Origin of the sequence: Kitasatospora sp. NPDC127035 (assembly GCF_042726075.1) — a bacterium.
Lineage (GTDB): Bacteria > Actinomycetota > Actinomycetes > Streptomycetales > Streptomycetaceae > Kitasatospora.
In genome coordinates, this window is sequence record NZ_JBHXDN010000023.1 from 108,264 (window position 1) to 124,576 (window position 16,313).

A 16,313-nucleotide genomic window follows, 5' to 3' on the forward strand; every position below is an offset into this window, starting at 1 on the left:
GGGGTGGTGCGAAGCCTGCCGGTACCTGACGGCTAGCCGTGGTTGGCGATCTCGGTGGCGAGGTCGTCGGCGCGGTCGAGCTTGTCGGCGAGCTTCTCGCCGTTCTCGCCGACCGTGCCGACCACCTCACGGACCTTCTTGATCAGCTCGGTCAGGTTGGTGGTCGGGTCGTCGATCTGCTCGTGGTACTGCTTGCCGATCTCGTCGCTGCCGCCGACCGTCTTGTTGACCCGGTTGATGATCTCGACCTCGGCCTCGATCTCCTTCAGGAGGTTCTTGAGCTCGGTGAACTCGGCGAAGGCCTTCTTCATGTACTCGGTCTTCGCGAGCACGTTGGCGTCAGCCACCGAATTCCTCCTGCTTGCGGGTCTTCTTCTTCTCGACGTCGTCCGCGTAGCCGGGGCGCATCGCCCACAGCGGCTCCAGCAGGTCGTCCAGGTCGCTGCCGCCGGTCATCGACAGGCGCAGGGTGTCGCCGATGCCCTCGAACTCCCGGATCCGGGCGGCGACCTGCTCCCCCACCTTGGCGCGGGCCTCGTTGAGGAGGTCGGTGAGCAGCGCGCCGAGTTCGGCCGGGGCCTTGTCCCGGTAGCCGGTGGTGTGGAAGGTCAGCGCGAGGACCTGGCCCTGGGGACCGACCTTCACCGTCACCAGGCGGTCCTTGGAGGTGACGGAGGCGGTGAGCTTCTCCAGCTCCGCCTGCGTCTCCTCGGCCTTGGCGAGCTGGTCGCGCATCGCCTCCATGGTCTGGGCGATCTGGTCCGCGAAGGGATTGCTCATGTGTCGTGCTTCCTCGTCGTTTCGTTCCGGTCGGGGTGGTGCGCCGGCCCTGTCGGTCCGGCGCACCGGCGTCGGTGGCCCCGGTCTCAGCGGCCGATGACGCCCTCGACGGCTCCGCTCTCGGTGCCCCAGACCTCTTCGTCCTCGGCCAGCCAGGTGGTGCGCTGGCGGTCCTTCTCGTTGCCGCCCGCACCGGCGCCGCCGCCCATGCCGGGCGGCATCATCGGCGGCATGGCGCCGCCGGAGCTGGTGGCCACCTGGCGGCCGGTCAGCGCCGCCTGTTCGGCCGCCGCGGCGCGGGCCGCGCGCTCGGCCGCCATGCGCTCGGTGGCCGCCTCGGCCGCGGCCTTCAGTCCGCTCGGGTCGCCGCCGGCGGCGAGGCCCCGCGCGCTCGTCCCGCCGACGGCGCCGGTGATCGGGGAGATCCCGCCCGGTCCCGTGAGGAGGGACCCGCCCGATCCGCCGCCGGCGGAGCCGAGCAGGCCGACACCGCCGAGGCCCGACGCGCCGAGGCCGAAGTCGTTGGGCGCGAGCAGGTCGTCCTCGGCGCTGAGGTAGCTGTGGCCGAGGTCGTCGATGATCTGCCGGCTCTCGGAGACGGGGTTGCCGCGGCCGTCCAGGAGGGTGCCGTCCGGGGCGATGGTGTAGTCCCGGCCGACCACCATCGGGTTGCCGCGGTTGTCCAGGACGGGCCGGCCCTCGCCGTCCACCACCCGGCCGTCCTCGGTGACCCGGGAGCCGGTCGGCACCACGACGTTCCGGCCGCCGGAGCCGCCGGTTCCGCCGCCGACGCCACCGGTCCAGCTGCCGCTCCCGGGGCCGCCGCTCCCGATGCCGCCGAGCAGGTCGGGGACGTGCACGCCCGGGCCGGGGCTGCCCGTCCCGCCGCCCGGCAGGGTCGTTCCGCCACCCGGGAGGATCGGGCCGCTGCCGCCGCCGGTGACGATCTCGGGCGGCTTCACGCCGCCGGGAAGGCTGGTGGGCGGCTTGGTGCCCCCACCGCCACCGCCGCCGGTGTTCCCGCCGATGCCGCCGATCCCGCCGATGCCCCCGGTGCCACTGCCACCGGATCCGCTGCCGCCGGTGCCACCGCCCCCGGCGCCGCCGTCGAGCTTGAACTCCTTGTTGTCGGGGCCGCCGCCGAGGTCGTTCTTCAGGTTGAGGTCGTCCTTGCCGCCGGTGCCGCCCCCGCCGGCGCCGCTCCCGCCGGGCGGGGCGTCCACCTTCGGCGGGACGGGCGGCGGCATCCGCAGGGCGACCCGGGGGTGGTTGCTGTTCATCTGGTTCAGGAGTCTGGTGTAGGCCGATTCGAGGAAGATCAGCGCTCTACCCGCCTCGTTGTCCAGCGGCCGATCGAGGTTGGCCAGCCAGATCTCCTTGCCCCGGACGACGACCTTCTCCCAGAACTCCTTCGTCTGCGGGTCACCGAACGGGGACGCGGTCACCTTGAAGGTCAGGTCCCCGTGCCCGTCCGCGGACGCGATGTCGCTCGACTTGAGGTTCGCGTCGTAGGTGGCCTTGGCCACCGTGTCCTTCCGCCAGCGGACCTCGACCGTGGCGTCCTTGAAGGCGTCGGCCACGGCGTCCTGGAGGGCGTTGGCGGGGTGGGCCAGTCGCATCTGGCGCCACTGGTGGAAAGCCATCTCCAGGGTGGACAGGACGTCCAGCAGAGGATTGACCATCCCGCCCAGCGCATTCTTGACGCCGTTGTCCGCCAGTTGGCGCTGGAAGCTGGCGATCTCGCCGTGGAAGGCACCGAGCACCGTGTGGAACGCTCCTGCGGCACTGCCCTGCCAGTCCCCGTCCGGGGCGTCGACCTCCTCGACCCAGGTCTTGCTCCTGGTGACCCAGTCCTCGAGGAACTTGGAGGCGCGCTCGTGGGCCTCGGCCACGCGCCCGAAGGCGGCCACGTCGAACCGGTCGTTGGCGAACGGCGGATTCCGCAACGGGCTGATGATCTTGAGGAACTCGTGCTGCCACCGGTCGAACGGCGAGCCCGCGTTGAGGGTCGAGTAGTCGAAGTTGATCCCGTAGACGTAACTGCCGCGGTAGTCCTCCTTCTCGTACGTGAAGTGGTAGTTCCACCCCCACCAGGCGTCGTGCGGCATACCCTTGCTGTCGGACGTCTTCCACTCGTGGTAGACGGTCGCGTCCCCCATCCCGTCGCCGGGCGTCCACTTGACGTCCTTACCGGCGACCGCGCCGCGGTCGACGAGACTGGTCTGGGTCGACGACGCGAAGATCGCGACGGCGTCCTCGTACTTGCCCACGGTGAACCCCTTCGACTGGACCGGCGCGGTCGGATCGGATCGGCCCCGGAGGGTCGGTGGTGCGGGCCGGCCTGCGCCTGGACCGGCCCGCGTGAGGGCACTGCGGCCGGGGTCAGCGGCCCCCGGCGCCGGGAACGACGTTGTTGAGCAGGTACATCAGCTCGGCCACGCTGATGGCGTCCTCCTCGCCGTTCTGCAGGATGAGGTCGGCATCCTTGAGGTCCAGCTTCATGTCCGTGGCCTGCTTGTTGATGGTTCCGAAGCCGGCGTTGACCGCGCCGAAGTAGTTCTTGAACGCGGTGGCGAGGAGCCCGACGGACGGAGCGCTCGCGCTGGGGTTCCCCGCCAGCAGGTGCGACGGGCGTCCCGTGCTCGTCGTGCCGCCGTCGGTCGCGTAGAGACCGATGTCGAGGACGTACGAGTTCTGCGTGAACCCGTCGATGAGTGCCTGGAGCTTCTGGTTCGCGAAGTCCGCGACATAGCCTTCGGTGATCTTGGTGACGCCGTTTCCGTCACCGGACTCGTTGCCTGCCATGGCGTGTCAGTCCCGTCCGTCGGTCGTCAGCCGATGCCCCGGCCGGCCTCGAAGTCCGCGCTCCAGAGGATGTGGTGGATCTTCGCGAGGTCCTGGGTGGCGGAGTTGATGTCACCGATCATCACCCCGTCCTTCGTACGGAGGGCCTCGGAGAGGTTCTCCGCGGCGGTGGAGAAGACACCGAGGAGGGGACCGCCGTAGAAGCTGTCCAGCTTCTGCTTGGTGATGCGCATCGCGTCCTCCATCCGCTCGGCCGTGTCGCTGAGGTACTGGATGGCGGCCTCGACGCCCGCGTGCTCGACGAACACTTCGCTGACTCCCGTTTCGTTGGAGAGGGGGAACGGCCGGGCAGCGCGCCCGGACCGGTGGGACTTCGGTTTCGGTCGCCTACTTGGGCGGGTTCAGGGCGTCCTTGATCGGGTCGTACCCGTCGGGGCTCTTGTTGGCGACCGACAGGGCGTTCTCCTCGGCGGCGTTGAAGGTGTTCTCACCGGCCGCCAGCTTGCCCAGGAAGTCGTTGTAGAGGCCGATCACCTCCTGGTACTTCCGCTGCCAGTCCCCGATCTTCTGCACGAAGACGACACTCGACTTGGCCTGGAACTTGGTCTCCAGCTCCTGGATGCTCATGTCGATGTCCCGCTTGACGCCCTCCATGACCCCCATCTGCGACTCGATGGTGCTCTTCACGGCCTGGATGGAGGCCGGATCCGCCTTCGTGACGGCATTCGGGTTCGTGCTGTTGGCCATCGCGGTCCCTCTCGCGTCGGACGTCTCTCTGGTGGGCCCGCCGCACGGGCGGGCCCACCAGGCTGAACGGCCCCGGGGGTCCGGCCGGTTCAGCGCCCCCCGCGGACGGCGGCGGACCGCCTCAGCGCGCGCACTTGCCGTCCGTCGCGGGCGGCTGGACGAGCCCCGTCCCGGTGAGCGCCGCCGGGTCCAGGCTCGGTCCGGCCGGCAGCAGCGCCAGCAGCCGGCTCGGGACGGCCACCGGGGCGGCCCCGGCGTAGCCGAGGCGTTCGACGGCGTCCGGGGTCATCGGGAACCGCACCCCGTTGTCGGTGACCAGGTACAGCGTCGAGCCCTGACCGCCCCCGGACAGGGACCGCACCAGCGCGCCGCCGCCGGGCCGGACGACGATCCGGTCAGCGGGGGTGCAGCTGGGGACGACGCCCGGCTCGGCCACCGGCGGCAGGCCGAGGACGGCGGTGGCGTCCGGCATCCGCAGGTCGACCTCGCCCGCACCGGCGGCGGGCAGCCCGGCGCAGAGTGCCTGCCCGGGGCCGGGGGTGGCCAGCACCGGGGGCCGTTCGGGCAGGCCGGCCGGTGCGAGTTCGGCGGTGACGGCGGTGGGCGCGGAGTGGGCGGCGAGGTCGGCGGCGCCGACCGGGGCGGTGGCCACCGCGCCGCCGCCGTAGGCCTCCTTCTGGGTGCGCGGGTCGCCCTGGAGGAGGGCGAGCAGGGTGGCGCCGACCGGCACCAGCCCCTGGCCGGTGAGGACGAAGCGGTCCTCACCGCTGCCCGCGAACAGCTGGCCGACCCTGGTGGGCCGTCCGGAGAGGTCGGGCCCGGCCGTGCCCCGGCCCGGCAGGTCCGGGGAGCGCAGGTCGGGCCCGGCGGCGAAGGTCTGGAGGAAGGCCGCGGTCACGGGGACGGGCACGGCCGCCGTGTAGCCGAGCGCGCGCACGGCGCCGCCCTGGACGTCCAGCGCGTGGCGGCGGCCGTACCGGAGCAGCTGCGGGGCGCCGTCGGGGGCGGCCACCAGCACGGCCCGGTCACCGATGGAGCCGTTCCCCGGCCGGGAGCCGACGGCGAGCGAGAGCAGCGGCGCGGGCCTCCCCCCGGACGCGCCGACGGCCTGGACCGTGCAGGCGAGCCAGTCGGAGCGGTCCAGCGAGGCGGGCGCGGGCAGGCCGTCGGGGGCTCCGACGATCCCGACCGGGCCGCCCCGGTCGGTGCCCTCCAGGGAGCGGCGGGAGACCTCGTCGACCTTCAGCTGGTCGCCCGCCAGCAGCCGGGCACTGGCCTGGTTCAGGACGGGGTGCAGCAGCCCGCCGGCGTAGAGGTAACGGGTGCCGGTCTCCTTGACCACCACCACGGTGCCGGGTTTGCGCCAGCCGGTCGCGCCGCCGGGCTTGACCAGTCCGTAGACGCCCGCGCCGACGCCGACCAGCAGGGCGATCGCCAGACCGATGGCGATGCCCCGGTTGGTCCGGCCGACCGGGCTGTCGGGGGCGTCCGGCTCGGCCCGCAGCATGCCGGCGGAGACCCGGCCCGTCACGAAGAGGTGGGCCTGTACCTGGTCACGGCGGGACTGCATGCGGTGGTCCTCCTGCGGGGCGTGGCGGCCGGTACGGACGGCGGGCCCGGCCGTCGTCGGCCCGTGCGGTGGGCCCCGGCCGGGCGGGCCCCTGTCGGGGGCGGCTCAGCCGCCGAGCCCCCGCATGGTCCGGTAGAAGCCGAGGACCTGGAGGGCGAGGGGCAGCAGCGCGATGGCGGCCAGCGAGTGCGTCAGGTCGCCGGCCCGGCCCCAGTACGGCAGCAGGCGCCGCCCCGGGACGGTCCAGGCGACGACGGCCAGCCCGAGGGCGGCCAGCAGCAGTACGGCGAACAGCACGAGCCGCCCCGTGCGGTCGCTGTCCAGGCCGATCCGCGCGGCCAGCAGGGTCAGGCCCAGCACGCCGGGGAGCAGCACGGCGAGCCGCTGGCGGATGCTGCCGATGTCCCGGGCGTGCAGCAGGAGCAGCGCCGACAGGTCGGCGGCCATCACCGGTGTGCCCCAGCCGGTGTCCCCGACCCCGGCCAGGACGACGAGCGCCGCCGCGCAGACGGCGCCGACGGCCGTCAGGAAGGCGGACAGGTAGCCGTCGGCGACCGTGCTCCGGGCGAGCACGTCCTCGGCGGGGAAGGGCTCGATCTCCTCCTGGAGCTCGTCGGCGTTGCGGGGCAGCGCGGGCAGCCGCAGGCCGGAGAGCTTGAAGGCGAGGCCCGGCACGAAGGCGCCCAGCAGCACCGCGGCGGCGGCGACCAGCGCGGCGATGCCGGTGACGGCCATGCCGCAGGCGGCCAGCGCCCCCGCGCCGAGGACGAGCACGGCGGCCACCAGCAGGCCGGGGAAGAACGCGCCGCCGCCGACCGCGACCAGCGCCACCACCGCGCCGCCCACCGCCGCCGATCCGCCGGCGAGCAGCCGGGTCGGGCCGTCGAGTCCGGGCACCAGCGCGGCCGCGGCGGCCGCGTACGCGACGGCGGCGGTGCCCAGCGCGGTGCCGGCCGGCGCGTCGCCGACCGCGCGGGAGGCCGCGGCGGCGCCACCGAACAGCAGCAGGGCGGCGACGGCCGCGCAGACGCAGCGCACGCCCTCGGGTCCGGGCAGGGCCAGCAGCAGCAGGCCGCCGACGAGCGCGAGCAGGGTGAGGGCGAGGGCCAGGTGGTGGGTGACGGCGGGGCGCCAGGAGTCGCCGCGGGCGATCACGCCGGTGCGGACGCCGTCCACCAGGTCGTCGAAGTGCACCTCCGGCAGGGCGTCCCGGCGCGGGCGCAGGAACAGCTCCTCGCCGTCGCGGACGGCGAGGGCCTCCAGGGTGAGCTCCTCGTCGAAGGGTTCGCCGCCGAGGCGCTGGAGCACCCAACCGTCGTGCTCGACGCCGCTCTCCTCGACGGCCGTGCCCGCGTAGCCGACCACGGTCGGCATCAGGTCGGCGAGGACGACGTCCCCGGGCACGGCCAGTTCGAACGCGGCCTCGGGTGCGCGGAATCTCAGCCTGCACAGTCCGGTCGCCGCCACTGCACCGCTCACCTGTCGTGCCCCTCCTCCGCCGGGCCGGGCCTGGCCGGTCTCCCACAGGCCACTACGGGCGGCGGGGGCCCGGCGGTTCACCGGGCCGGACCCGGCCGTCCGCCGGGCCCGGATGAACCGCGCGCGGAGTGCGGGCCGTAGGCCAGGGTGCGGTCCCCGTGCCGCCGCCACCCGGTCCGGGCGGGTCCCGGCCGGGCCGCCCGGCGGTCCGCCCGCCCCGGGGAGGCGCAGTGAGAGGAGAGCCCCGTTGAGTGTGGTCGTGGTCGACCGTCCGCCCCGGCGTCCCGGACCGGAGATGCCGGACGGGGAGATCCAGCTGCAGGAGCCGCCCGGCCTGCCGGAGCCGCAGAGCGGGATCTCCCAGATGCTCACGATGGCCCCGATGGCGCTCAGCTCGCTCTCGATGGTGATGATCTTCCTCAACCCGAACGGCGGGGGCGGGCCGCTCCAGTACGTCGCGATGGGCATGATGGGCCTCTCCGCGGTCGGCATGCTGGTGACCCAGCTCATCCGCAGCTCCGGGGACCGCAAGCGGCAGCTGCGCGGGGAGCGCCGCGACTACCTGCGCTACCTCGCCCAGATGCGCCGCCAGGTCCGCCGGCACGTCGTCAACCAGCGGCTGGCACTGGCCTGGCGCCACCCCGGGCCCGGCACGCTCGCCTCGCTGGTGCGCACCTCCCGGCTCTGGGAGCGGCGCTCCTCCCACCCGGACTTCGGCGACGTACGGATCGCGACCGGGCCGCAGCGGCTGGCGGTGCGGCTGGCCCCGCTGGCCACCAAGCCGATCGAGGACCTGGAGCCGCTCTGCGCGCACGCGCTGCGCCGCTTCATCCACGCGTACGGGTCGATCGCCGGGCAGCCGATCGCGGTGCACGTGCGCGGCTACGCCCAGGTGCTGGTGCGGTGCGCCACCCCGGAGGACCAGGACGACGGCGGAGCCGACGAGCCCGATCGGGAGCCGGCCCGCGCGCTGGCCCGGGCGATGCTCGCCCAGCTCGCCTTCTTCCACGCCCCGGACGAGCTGCGGATCGCCGCCGCCGTCGCGCCCGAGCGACGCGCGGACTGGTCCTGGCTCAAGTGGCTGCCGCACGCCCTGCACCCGACCGAGACCGACGGTGCCGGGCCGGTCCGCCTGGTGGCCGGCTCGATGGTGGAGCTGGAGCAGCTGCTGGGGCCGGAGTTCGCCGAGCGCCCGCCCTACGAGCCGGAGGCGCAGCCCGCGCGCGACGAGCCGTTCACGGTGATCGTGCTCGACGGCGTCCGGCTGTCCTCCGGGAGCCGGGCCGCGCTGGCCGGCTACCGCAACGCCGTCCTGCTGGACGTCGGCGAGGCGCTGGAGTGGAAGCACAACCGGTTCCGGCTGCGGCTGCGGATCACCGACGGCGAGCTGGAGCTGGTCGGCGCCGACCGCAACCGCAACGACGAGGTCACCCCGCTCGGGCGCCCGGACGCGCTGGAGGTGCCCGCCGTCCGCCGGTTCGCCACCACGCTGGCGCCCTTCCGGCTGGGCGACTCGGTGGACACCGCCGAGCCGCTGAACACCGACTTCGACCTGACCGCCCTGCTCGGCATCCGCGACCTCCACCAGCACGACGTCCGCCGGGCCTGGGCGGACCGCGGACGGACGAGCCGGCTGCGCGTCCCGCTCGGGCTCGGCGCCGACGGCTCCCCCGTCGACCTCGACCTCAAGGAGTCCGCGCAGGGGGGCATGGGCCCGCACGGCATGCTGATCGGCGCCACCGGCTCCGGCAAGTCCGAACTGCTGCGCACCCTCGTCCTCGCGCTCGCGCTGACCCACTCCTCGGAGACGCTCAACTTCGTCCTGGTCGACTTCAAGGGCGGCGCGACCTTCCTCGGCCTGGACCGGCTGCCGCACACCTCGGCGGTGATCACCAACCTCGCCGACGAGGCCGCCCTGGTCGACCGGATGCGCGACGCCCTGCACGGCGAGATGAACCGCCGCCAGGAGCTGCTGCGCGCCTCCGGCAACTACAGCTCGCTGCTGGACTACGAGGCCGCCCGGGCCGCCGGGACCCAGCTCGACCCGCTGCCGACGCTGTTCGTCGTCGTCGACGAGTTCAGCGAACTGCTCTCCGCGCACCGCGACTTCATGGACCTGTTCATCATGATCGGCCGCCTCGGCCGGTCCCTGGGCGTCCACCTGCTGCTCGCCTCGCAGCGCCTGGACGAGGGCCGGATGCACGCGCTGGAGTCCCACCTCTCCTACCGGATCGCGCTGCGGACCTTCTCCGCCATGGAGAGCCGCGGCGTGCTCGGCGTGCCGGACGCCTACCAGCTCCCCTCGCAGCCCGGCAACGGCATCCTGCGCAGCGACATCGCCACGCTCACCCGCTTCAAGGCGTCCTACGTGTCCGGCCCCTACCGCAGCCGGCGCGGCGCCGCCCAGCAGGCCGCGGCCGCCGGGCAGGTCGTCCCGTACGACACCGCGTACGTGACGCCCAACCGGCCCGCGCCGGAGCCGATCGAGCCGGAGGCGCGCGAGGAGGAGGCCACCGTCACCCTGCTGGAGCTGGCCGCCGAGCGGCTGCTCGACGCCGGACCGCCCGCCCACCAGGTCTGGCTGCCGCCGCTGGAGGTCCCGCCGACCCTGGACGAGCTGCTCCCGCCGCTCGCCCCGAGCGAGGCCCACGGCCTGACCCCGGACGGGTGGCCCGACCGGGGCCGGCTCACCGTCCCGGTCGGTGTGGTCGACCGCCCGTTCCAGCAGCTGCGCGAGATCTACACGGCCGACCTGTCCGGCGCCGGCGGCCACGTCGGCATCGCGGGCGGCCCGCAGAGCGGCAAGAGCACCCTGCTGCGGACGCTGGTCACCGCGCTGGCCCTGACCCACACGCCGCAGGAGGTGCAGTTCTACTGCCTCGACTTCGGCGGCGGCACGCTGGCCGCCCTGCGCGGCCTGCCGCACCTCGGCGGCGTCACCGGGCGGCACGACCCCGAGCGGATCGGCCGCACGCTCGCCGAGGTGGCCGGGGTGATCAGCCGCCGCGAGCAGAGCTTCGCCCGGCTGGGCATCGACTCGATGACGACGTTCCGCCGGCGGCGGGCCGCCGGGGACCCGGAGCTGGCCGACGAGCGGTACGGGGACGTGTTCCTGGTCGTCGACGGCTGGAACACCGTGCGCCAGGACTTCCCCGACTACGTCTCCGTCTTCAACCTGATCGCCGGACGCGGTCTGAACTACGGCGTCCACCTCGTCATCGCGGCGGCCCGCTGGGGCGAGATCCTCGGCGGCCTGCGCGACCAGCTCGGCACCCGCTTCGAGCTGCGGCTCGGTGACTCGATCGACTCGATGATCAACATGCGGGCCGCGGCGACCGTCCCCCGGATCCCCGGCCGGGGTCTCACCGAGGACCGTCTGCACTTCCTGACCGCGCTGCCCCGGATCGACGGCGTCGGGACGACCGAGGACCTCGCCGAGGGCGTCGCCGACCTGGTGGACGCCGTCAACGAGCACTGGACCGGCCCCCGCGCCCCCGAGGTCCGGATGCTGCCGCTGCTGCTCGACGCCGCCGACCTGCCCGCCCCCGAGGGGCGGCTGCGGGTCCCGCTCGGGCTGGAGGACACCGCCATCGCGCCGCTCTGGCACGACTTCGAGGAGAGCCCGCACCTGCTGGTGGTCGGCGACAGCGAGAGCGGCAAGACCAACCTGCTGCGGCTGATGATCAAGGCCATCACCACCGCGTACACCCCCGCCGAGGCCCGCATCATGCTGATCGACTTCCGGCGCGACCTCTACGACAGCCTGCCGGAGGAGTACCGGCTCGGTTACGCCGTCTCGGTGGACGTGGTCAAGCAGATCGTCTCCGGGGCCGCCCGGGCGATGGAGGCCCGCGTTCCGGGCGAGGACATCAGCCCGGCCCGGCTGCGGCTGCGCGACTGGTGGACGGGGCCCGAACTGTTCGTGATCGTCGACGACCTCGACCTCGTCCCGGCCTCCGGGCCGAACCCGTTCGAACCGCTGCTCGGACACCTCGCCCAGGGCTCCGAGCTGGGCCTGCACCTGGTGATCGCCCGCGCCGCCAACGGGATCGGGCGGGCCTACTCCGATCCGGTGCTGCGCCGGCTCCAGGACATCAACACCCCGGTGACGCTGCTCTCCTGCCCGCCCAGCGAGGGCACGATCTTCGGCAACGTCAAGCCGCGCCAGCTGCCGCCCGGCCGGGCCCTGCACATCACCCGGCGGCGGACGGTCCAGCTCCAGACCGCCCTGGTCGCGGAGCCGGACGCCGGGGCCGACGGGGCGGCCGGGTGACCGCCGCCGGGCGGCGGGCGGACCGCCCGCCCCGCGCGGCGGTGAACCGGCCGCCCGGCGGCGCCCGTAGTCCAAGGCGATGAGCCTCTCCCGCACCGGCACGCCCTCCGGCGACCCCGCGCCGCCGGCCGAACCCCGCCGCCGGTTCGCCCTCCGGCGCGGGCCGCGCCGTGCGCTGCCCGCGGTCGAGGCCGGCGCGCCCGCCCCGGCCGCCGGGACCGCCCCGCCGCCCTCCACGTCGGCACCGTCCACCGCGCTGTCGCCCTCGCCCTCGCCGTCGGCGGCCCCGGTGCCGGCGCCCTCCGTGCTCCGCCCGGTCGGCCCGCACTTCGTCATCGCCCCGGCCACCGCCCGCGACGACGAGCTGTCGGCCGCCATCGGCGCGCTCCGGCCCGTCCCGGACGCGGTCGTCGTGGTCGCCGCCGCCCCCGACTCGGCCAAGGTCCTGCGCGACCGGATGGCGGACCTCGGCGTGGTCGCCCGGGCCCGCGGCGCCGGCAGCCTGGTCCTCGCCGCCTCCGGGCTGGCCGCGCTCGCCCCCAACGGCCGCCGTCCGGCGGAGATCGTCGCCGAGCGGGCGGGCCTGCCGGTCGTCGCGCCGGACGGCCTGGTGGAGATCACCCCCGCCGGGAACCTCAAGGTCACCAGCCCCGAGGGCGCGACCGAAGCCGCCTCCTGGTGGCGGTGCGAGGCCGGGGCGCCGCCCCGCCGGGTCCGCGAGACCATCGGCGCCGCGACGGCGGTCGGGAGCCCGACGACCGCCTCCGGCGCCGCACCCGCCGTCCTGCACGGTCCGGCCGGACGCGCCGACGGTCTCACCGCCGGGTCCCGGGGCGACGCCGTCCGGATCCTCCGGCTCCCCACCGGCTTCTGGCTCACCGACCCGGCGTCCCGGACCGGCGGGCCGCTCCCCGACCTCGGGCTGGCCGCCGCGCCGCCCGGCCACACCGTCCTCCTGATCGGCACCCCGGACCGGCCCGTCCTGCTGCCGGACGACTTCGCGGACGCCGTGCTCTCGCTGCCGCTGGGCACCGACCGGCCGCTGGTCAGCGCCCCGTGGGCGGCCCCCGACCAGCTGGCCGCGCTCACCGGCGCGCTGGCGGCCAGGACGGCGCGGCCGGTGCAGGCCGCGATCGGCCTGCCCGTCCTCGGCCCGGGCGGCCCCACCTCCCGGATCCTGGACCGGCACGGCCGGGCCGGCTGGGAACCCTTCCTGCTGCGCCTCGCCACCGCCCCCGGCCGGCCCACCACCCCCGCCGCGTGGCGCAACGGCGGCGCCGACTGGAAGACCGCCGGTCCGGCGGTCTTCGAGGCGTTCCCCTTCTGGGTCCTGGAGGCCGTCCCGGCCGGTCTCTGGCTGCGCCCCGAACCGCCGCACGTCCTCACCCCCCGGTTCCGGCGGCCCGAGCCGGCCCGCCCGCTGCTGATCGTCGGGGAGCGCGACCGCCCGATCCCGCCCGACGTGTTCGAGGAGCTCGGCGCCCTGCTCGACCGGCTCCCGGCGGTCGGCGCCGAGGGGTTCGGGCTGCTGGCGCACGGTCTGCTGGAGCCGTCCGCCGAGCGGGTCGCCCGGTTCGTCGCCCGGATGCACGAGCTGGACTGGCTCGGGGCGGAGCAGCCCCTCACCGGGCCGCCCGCCGTGGCACCCGTGGCCTACGGGATCGGCGGCACGGGCCGCCCGCAGCGACCGGCCACGGCCGCCCGCGCGGAGTGGCTCGCCGCCGGACCGGCCGGCACCCCGGCCGTTCCCGGCCCCACGGCGACCGCCGCCCTCGGGCCCGCCCCGGCGGCGGCGCAGGCCGGCCCCGAGCCGCTCACCGGCTCCGAGGCACCGGTGCGGCCGGAGGCGGCGGGACCGGCACCCGCCGAGTCCGAGCCGGTGGCGCCCGCACCCGTCCCCCTGCCCACACCCGTCCGGGCCACCTCCGCTCCCGCCACCGGCACCTCCGCCGCGGTGGCCCCCTCCCGCCGGACCTCGTCCTCGACCGGCGACCCGGCCCGGGACCCGGCCGCCGGTCCGGTCGGCGACCCCGCCGGGTCAGCGGCCGGCGGGAGCGGCACCGCCGCTGCCGTGGCGGGATCGAACGCCGATCCGTGGCCCCGGCCGGCCGAACCGCTCACCCGCACCGCGACCAGCGGTGGCACCCCGGGTCTCTTCCGGGTGCCGGAGGTCCCTCCGGTCGAGCCGCCCACCGGGCCTGACGAGGACGGGCCGGACGAGGACGGAGCGGACGAGGAGGGGCCGGACACCACCGCCGTACCGGAGCCGGACGAGCCCCTGGGCCGGACCGAGGACCCGCCGGCCACCGCGGAACCGGGCGAGGGGGCGTCCGCCGCCGAGTGGTCCGCCGGCGAGGCGGCCTCCCCGGTGGTGCCCGTCGGCGGACCGGAGGGCACCGAACCGCCCCGCGCCGGCCTGCCGGAGTCCGCCGCCGAGGCCGGACCCGAAGCCGCGCCCGAGGCCGGACCACCCGCCGTCCCGTCCCCCGGCAGCACGCCCGAAGGCACGCCGCCCGGCGGCACGACGCCCGAGGCGCCCGTCGGCCCTCCGCCGGCCCGGCTCTTCCGCACCGACGAGTACCCGCCCCCGGTCACCGCCAGCTCCCCCGCCGACCGGGACGCCGTCCGCACGCTGCTCGGCGAGCACTACCACCGCTGCACCGGCCGCCTGGAGCAGCTCGCCACCCGGCTGCCCGGCCTGCGGTCCACCTCGAAGGACGACCTCAAGCCCGACCTGGCCGCCGTCCTGCTCCACCACGACGGCGCGGGCATCCCCGCGACACGCGCGGACCTGGTGACCGCCGCGCGCTCCGGCGACCCGGCGCTGAGGCCGTTCCTCCGATGCCTCGGCTCCGGCCTGCGGCGGCTCCCGAGCCACCACGGCGCGGTGCTGCTCGGCGCGGACCCCGCGCTGGACCCGAAGTCCGTCCTCGCCCTCTATCCGGCCGGCCTGGAGTTCCGGGAGCCCGCGCCGCTGGCCGGACTGGCCGCGGCCGGGGCGGAGCTGCCGGGTTGCTCCGTCGAGTTCCTCGTGTGGTCGGCCACCGGGCGGCGCACCTCCGTCTTCGACTCCGGCGACGGGCTGCCGCAGGCGGTGTTCGCGCCCGGTACGGCGTTCACCGTCGTCGGCACGGTGGCGGCCGAGGCCGACCGGCCGGCCGGCGTCCTCCTGCGCGAAACCGGCGGCGACCCGGCCGAGCGCGATCGCAGCGCCCTCACCAGGCTGCGGTCGTGGCTGGAGCGCCGTGCGGCGATGCCCCCGGCCGAGCGGCCCCGGGCGGAGTCCCCCGAGCGTTTCCTCCTCACCCCGGGGGTCGAGCCGGAGGCCGGTGCCCGCCGGCCGTCCGGGCACCCCGGCCCCGAGTACCCGGACGGCGAACTCCCCGACCCCGCCGAGCCCGTGGGCGCCGCCGGACCTCCGGAGGCCACCGCACCGCGGTGAACCCGGTGGCGCCCGGCACCCGTTCCCCAGGCGGACGCCACCCGCGCCCGCCCGACCCGCAGACGCCCGACCCGCAGACGCCCGACCCGCCGAGACCCGACCCGCGCCCGCCCGACCAGCCGAGACCCGACCAGCCGACACGACGCCCGACCAGCCGACGCCCGCCCCGCCGACCCCGGAGCCCCGATGCCGACCCGGCCCACCCGAGCCGCAGTGCCGCCCGCCCTGACCGCTCTCCTCCTGGCCGCGGTGCTCCCCGCGCTCCCGGCCGCCGCCGCACCCGCACCGACGACCCCACCCAGCGCGTCCCCCTCCGCCGCGTCCCCGTCCGCCGCGACCGTCCCGCCGGCCGACGGCAGGGGCCGGCCCCACCGCACCACCCAACCCGCCGCCAAGCCCGGCGGCGACCCCACCGGCAGCCCCACCACCAAGCCGACCGGCCGCCCCTCCGGTCCCGCCACCGGCGACCTCACCGACCCGTCCCTCAAGGACCTCGCCCAGCAGATCGTCTCCAGCGCGGAGAACTCGTCGCTCGACTGGAAGGCCCAGTTCGGCTACATCGAGGACATCAAGGACGGCCGGGGCTACACCGCCGGCATCGTCGGCTTCTGCTCCGGAACCGGCGACATGCTCGAACTCGTCCGCCACTACCGCACGCTGAAGCCCGACAACGTGCTCGCCAAGTACCTCCCCGCCCTGGAGAAGCTCGACGGGTCCGGCTCCCACGCCGGGCTCGACCCGGACTTCACCGCCGACTGGAAGCGGGCCGTCCAGGACCCGACCTTCCGCAAGGCTCAGGAGGACGAACGCGACCGCGTCTACTTCGACCCGGCCGTCGCCCAGGCCAAGTCCGACGGCCTGCACGCCCTCGGCCAACTCGCCTACTACGACGCCATCGTCATGCACGGGCCGGGCAACAGCTCCGACAGCTTCGGCGGGATCCGGGCCGCCGCGCTGCGCAAGGCCAAGCCCCCGGCCCAGGGCGGTGACGAGAAGACCTACCTCGCCGCCTTCCTCGACGCCCGCGCCGCCGCCATGCGCACCGAGGCCGCCCACTCCGACACCAGCCGCGTCGACACCGCCCAGCGCGTCTTCCTGGAGGCGGGCAACCTCGACCTCCGCACCCCGCTGCGCTGGAAGGTGTACGGGCAGTCCTTCCACATCGACGGGTAGCGCCCGCCGGCCGGCGGTGCCTCCGGAGTCACGCCGCTCCGGAC

General features: G+C 75.5%; 11 protein-coding genes. 3 read left to right on the forward strand and 8 right to left on the reverse strand.

The annotated features are described in order from the left end of the window. Nucleotides 1-32 precede the first annotated feature (32 nt). The 8 genes from ACFWIC_RS18300 to eccD form a co-directional block, all read right to left on the reverse strand. The gene (locus ACFWIC_RS18300; protein WP_329884416.1) at nt 33-347 is read right to left on the reverse strand and encodes a hypothetical protein; all 315 of its coding nucleotides are present in this window, start codon (nt 345-347) and stop codon (nt 33-35) included. Continuing rightward, nucleotides 340-780 (reverse strand): YbaB/EbfC family nucleoid-associated protein, encoded by a 441-nt coding sequence (locus ACFWIC_RS18305; RefSeq protein WP_329884414.1) that lies wholly within the window; start codon nt 778-780, stop codon nt 340-342. Before ACFWIC_RS18305 ends, ACFWIC_RS18300 begins: the two co-directional genes overlap by 8 nt. 86 nt (nt 781-866) lie before the next feature. Beyond that, nucleotides 867-3,050: a hypothetical protein gene (locus ACFWIC_RS18310; RefSeq protein WP_380519396.1), complete on the reverse strand. Its 2,184-nt coding sequence runs from the start codon at nt 3,048-3,050 to the stop codon at nt 867-869. A 112-nt stretch (nt 3,051-3,162) separates the two neighbouring features. After that, complete coding sequence (locus ACFWIC_RS18315) at nt 3,163-3,585, reverse strand: hypothetical protein (RefSeq protein ID WP_329952659.1); 423 nt, start codon at nt 3,583-3,585, stop codon at nt 3,163-3,165. Between the two features lie 26 nt (nt 3,586-3,611). Further along, nucleotides 3,612-3,893: a hypothetical protein gene (locus ACFWIC_RS18320; RefSeq protein ID WP_329884408.1), complete on the reverse strand. Its 282-nt coding sequence runs from the start codon at nt 3,891-3,893 to the stop codon at nt 3,612-3,614. A 79-nt stretch (nt 3,894-3,972) separates the two neighbouring features. After that, nucleotides 3,973-4,332: a WXG100 family type VII secretion target gene (locus tag ACFWIC_RS18325; RefSeq protein ID WP_329884406.1), complete on the reverse strand. Its 360-nt coding sequence runs from the start codon at nt 4,330-4,332 to the stop codon at nt 3,973-3,975. A gap of 121 nt (nt 4,333-4,453) precedes the next feature. After that, nucleotides 4,454-5,902, reverse strand: a complete 1,449-nt coding sequence (eccB, locus tag ACFWIC_RS18330; RefSeq protein ID WP_355406725.1) for a type VII secretion protein EccB — start codon at nt 5,900-5,902, stop codon at nt 4,454-4,456. Between the two features lie 105 nt (nt 5,903-6,007). Continuing rightward, the gene (gene eccD, locus ACFWIC_RS18335; protein ID WP_329884401.1) at nt 6,008-7,381 is read right to left on the reverse strand and encodes a type VII secretion integral membrane protein EccD; all 1,374 of its coding nucleotides are present in this window, start codon (nt 7,379-7,381) and stop codon (nt 6,008-6,010) included. A 295-nt stretch (nt 7,382-7,676) separates the two neighbouring features. Between eccD and eccCa the strand changes: the two genes are divergently transcribed. The 3 genes from eccCa to ACFWIC_RS18350 all read left to right on the forward strand — a co-directional run bounded on the left by eccCa (nt 7,677) and on the right by ACFWIC_RS18350 (nt 16,269). Then, nucleotides 7,677-11,654 carry a type VII secretion protein EccCa gene (gene eccCa / locus ACFWIC_RS18340; protein ID WP_380519401.1) on the forward strand — a complete coding sequence of 1,326 codons (3,978 nt, stop codon included), beginning with the start codon at nt 7,677-7,679 and terminating at the stop codon, nt 11,652-11,654. 79 nt (nt 11,655-11,733) lie between these two features. Beyond that, nucleotides 11,734-15,096, forward strand: coding sequence for a hypothetical protein (locus tag ACFWIC_RS18345; RefSeq protein ID WP_380519398.1), 3,363 nt, complete (start codon nt 11,734-11,736; stop codon nt 15,094-15,096). Between the two features lie 186 nt (nt 15,097-15,282). Then, nucleotides 15,283-16,269, forward strand: coding sequence for a chitosanase (locus ACFWIC_RS18350; RefSeq protein WP_380519399.1), 987 nt, complete (start codon nt 15,283-15,285; stop codon nt 16,267-16,269). Nucleotides 16,270-16,313 lie beyond the last annotated feature (44 nt).

Bases quoted from the DNA above. Each gene is read 5' to 3' on its own strand.
- ACFWIC_RS18345 (WP_380519398.1), top strand. From the start codon at position 11,734: ATGAGCCTCTCCCGCACCGGCACGCCCTCCGGCGACCCCGCGCCGCCG.
- ACFWIC_RS18325 (WP_329884406.1), bottom strand. From the start codon at position 4,332: ATGGCCAACAGCACGAACCCGAATGCCGTCACGAAGGCGGATCCGGCC.
- eccCa (WP_380519401.1), top strand. From the start codon at position 7,677: ATGCCGGACGGGGAGATCCAGCTGCAGGAGCCGCCCGGCCTGCCGGAG.
- ACFWIC_RS18350 (WP_380519399.1), top strand. From the start codon at position 15,283: ATGCCGACCCGGCCCACCCGAGCCGCAGTGCCGCCCGCCCTGACCGCT.
- eccB (WP_355406725.1), bottom strand. From the start codon at position 5,902: ATGCAGTCCCGCCGTGACCAGGTACAGGCCCACCTCTTCGTGACGGGC.
- ACFWIC_RS18305 (WP_329884414.1), bottom strand. From the start codon at position 780: ATGAGCAATCCCTTCGCGGACCAGATCGCCCAGACCATGGAGGCGATG.
- ACFWIC_RS18315 (WP_329952659.1), bottom strand. From the start codon at position 3,585: ATGGCAGGCAACGAGTCCGGTGACGGAAACGGCGTCACCAAGATCACC.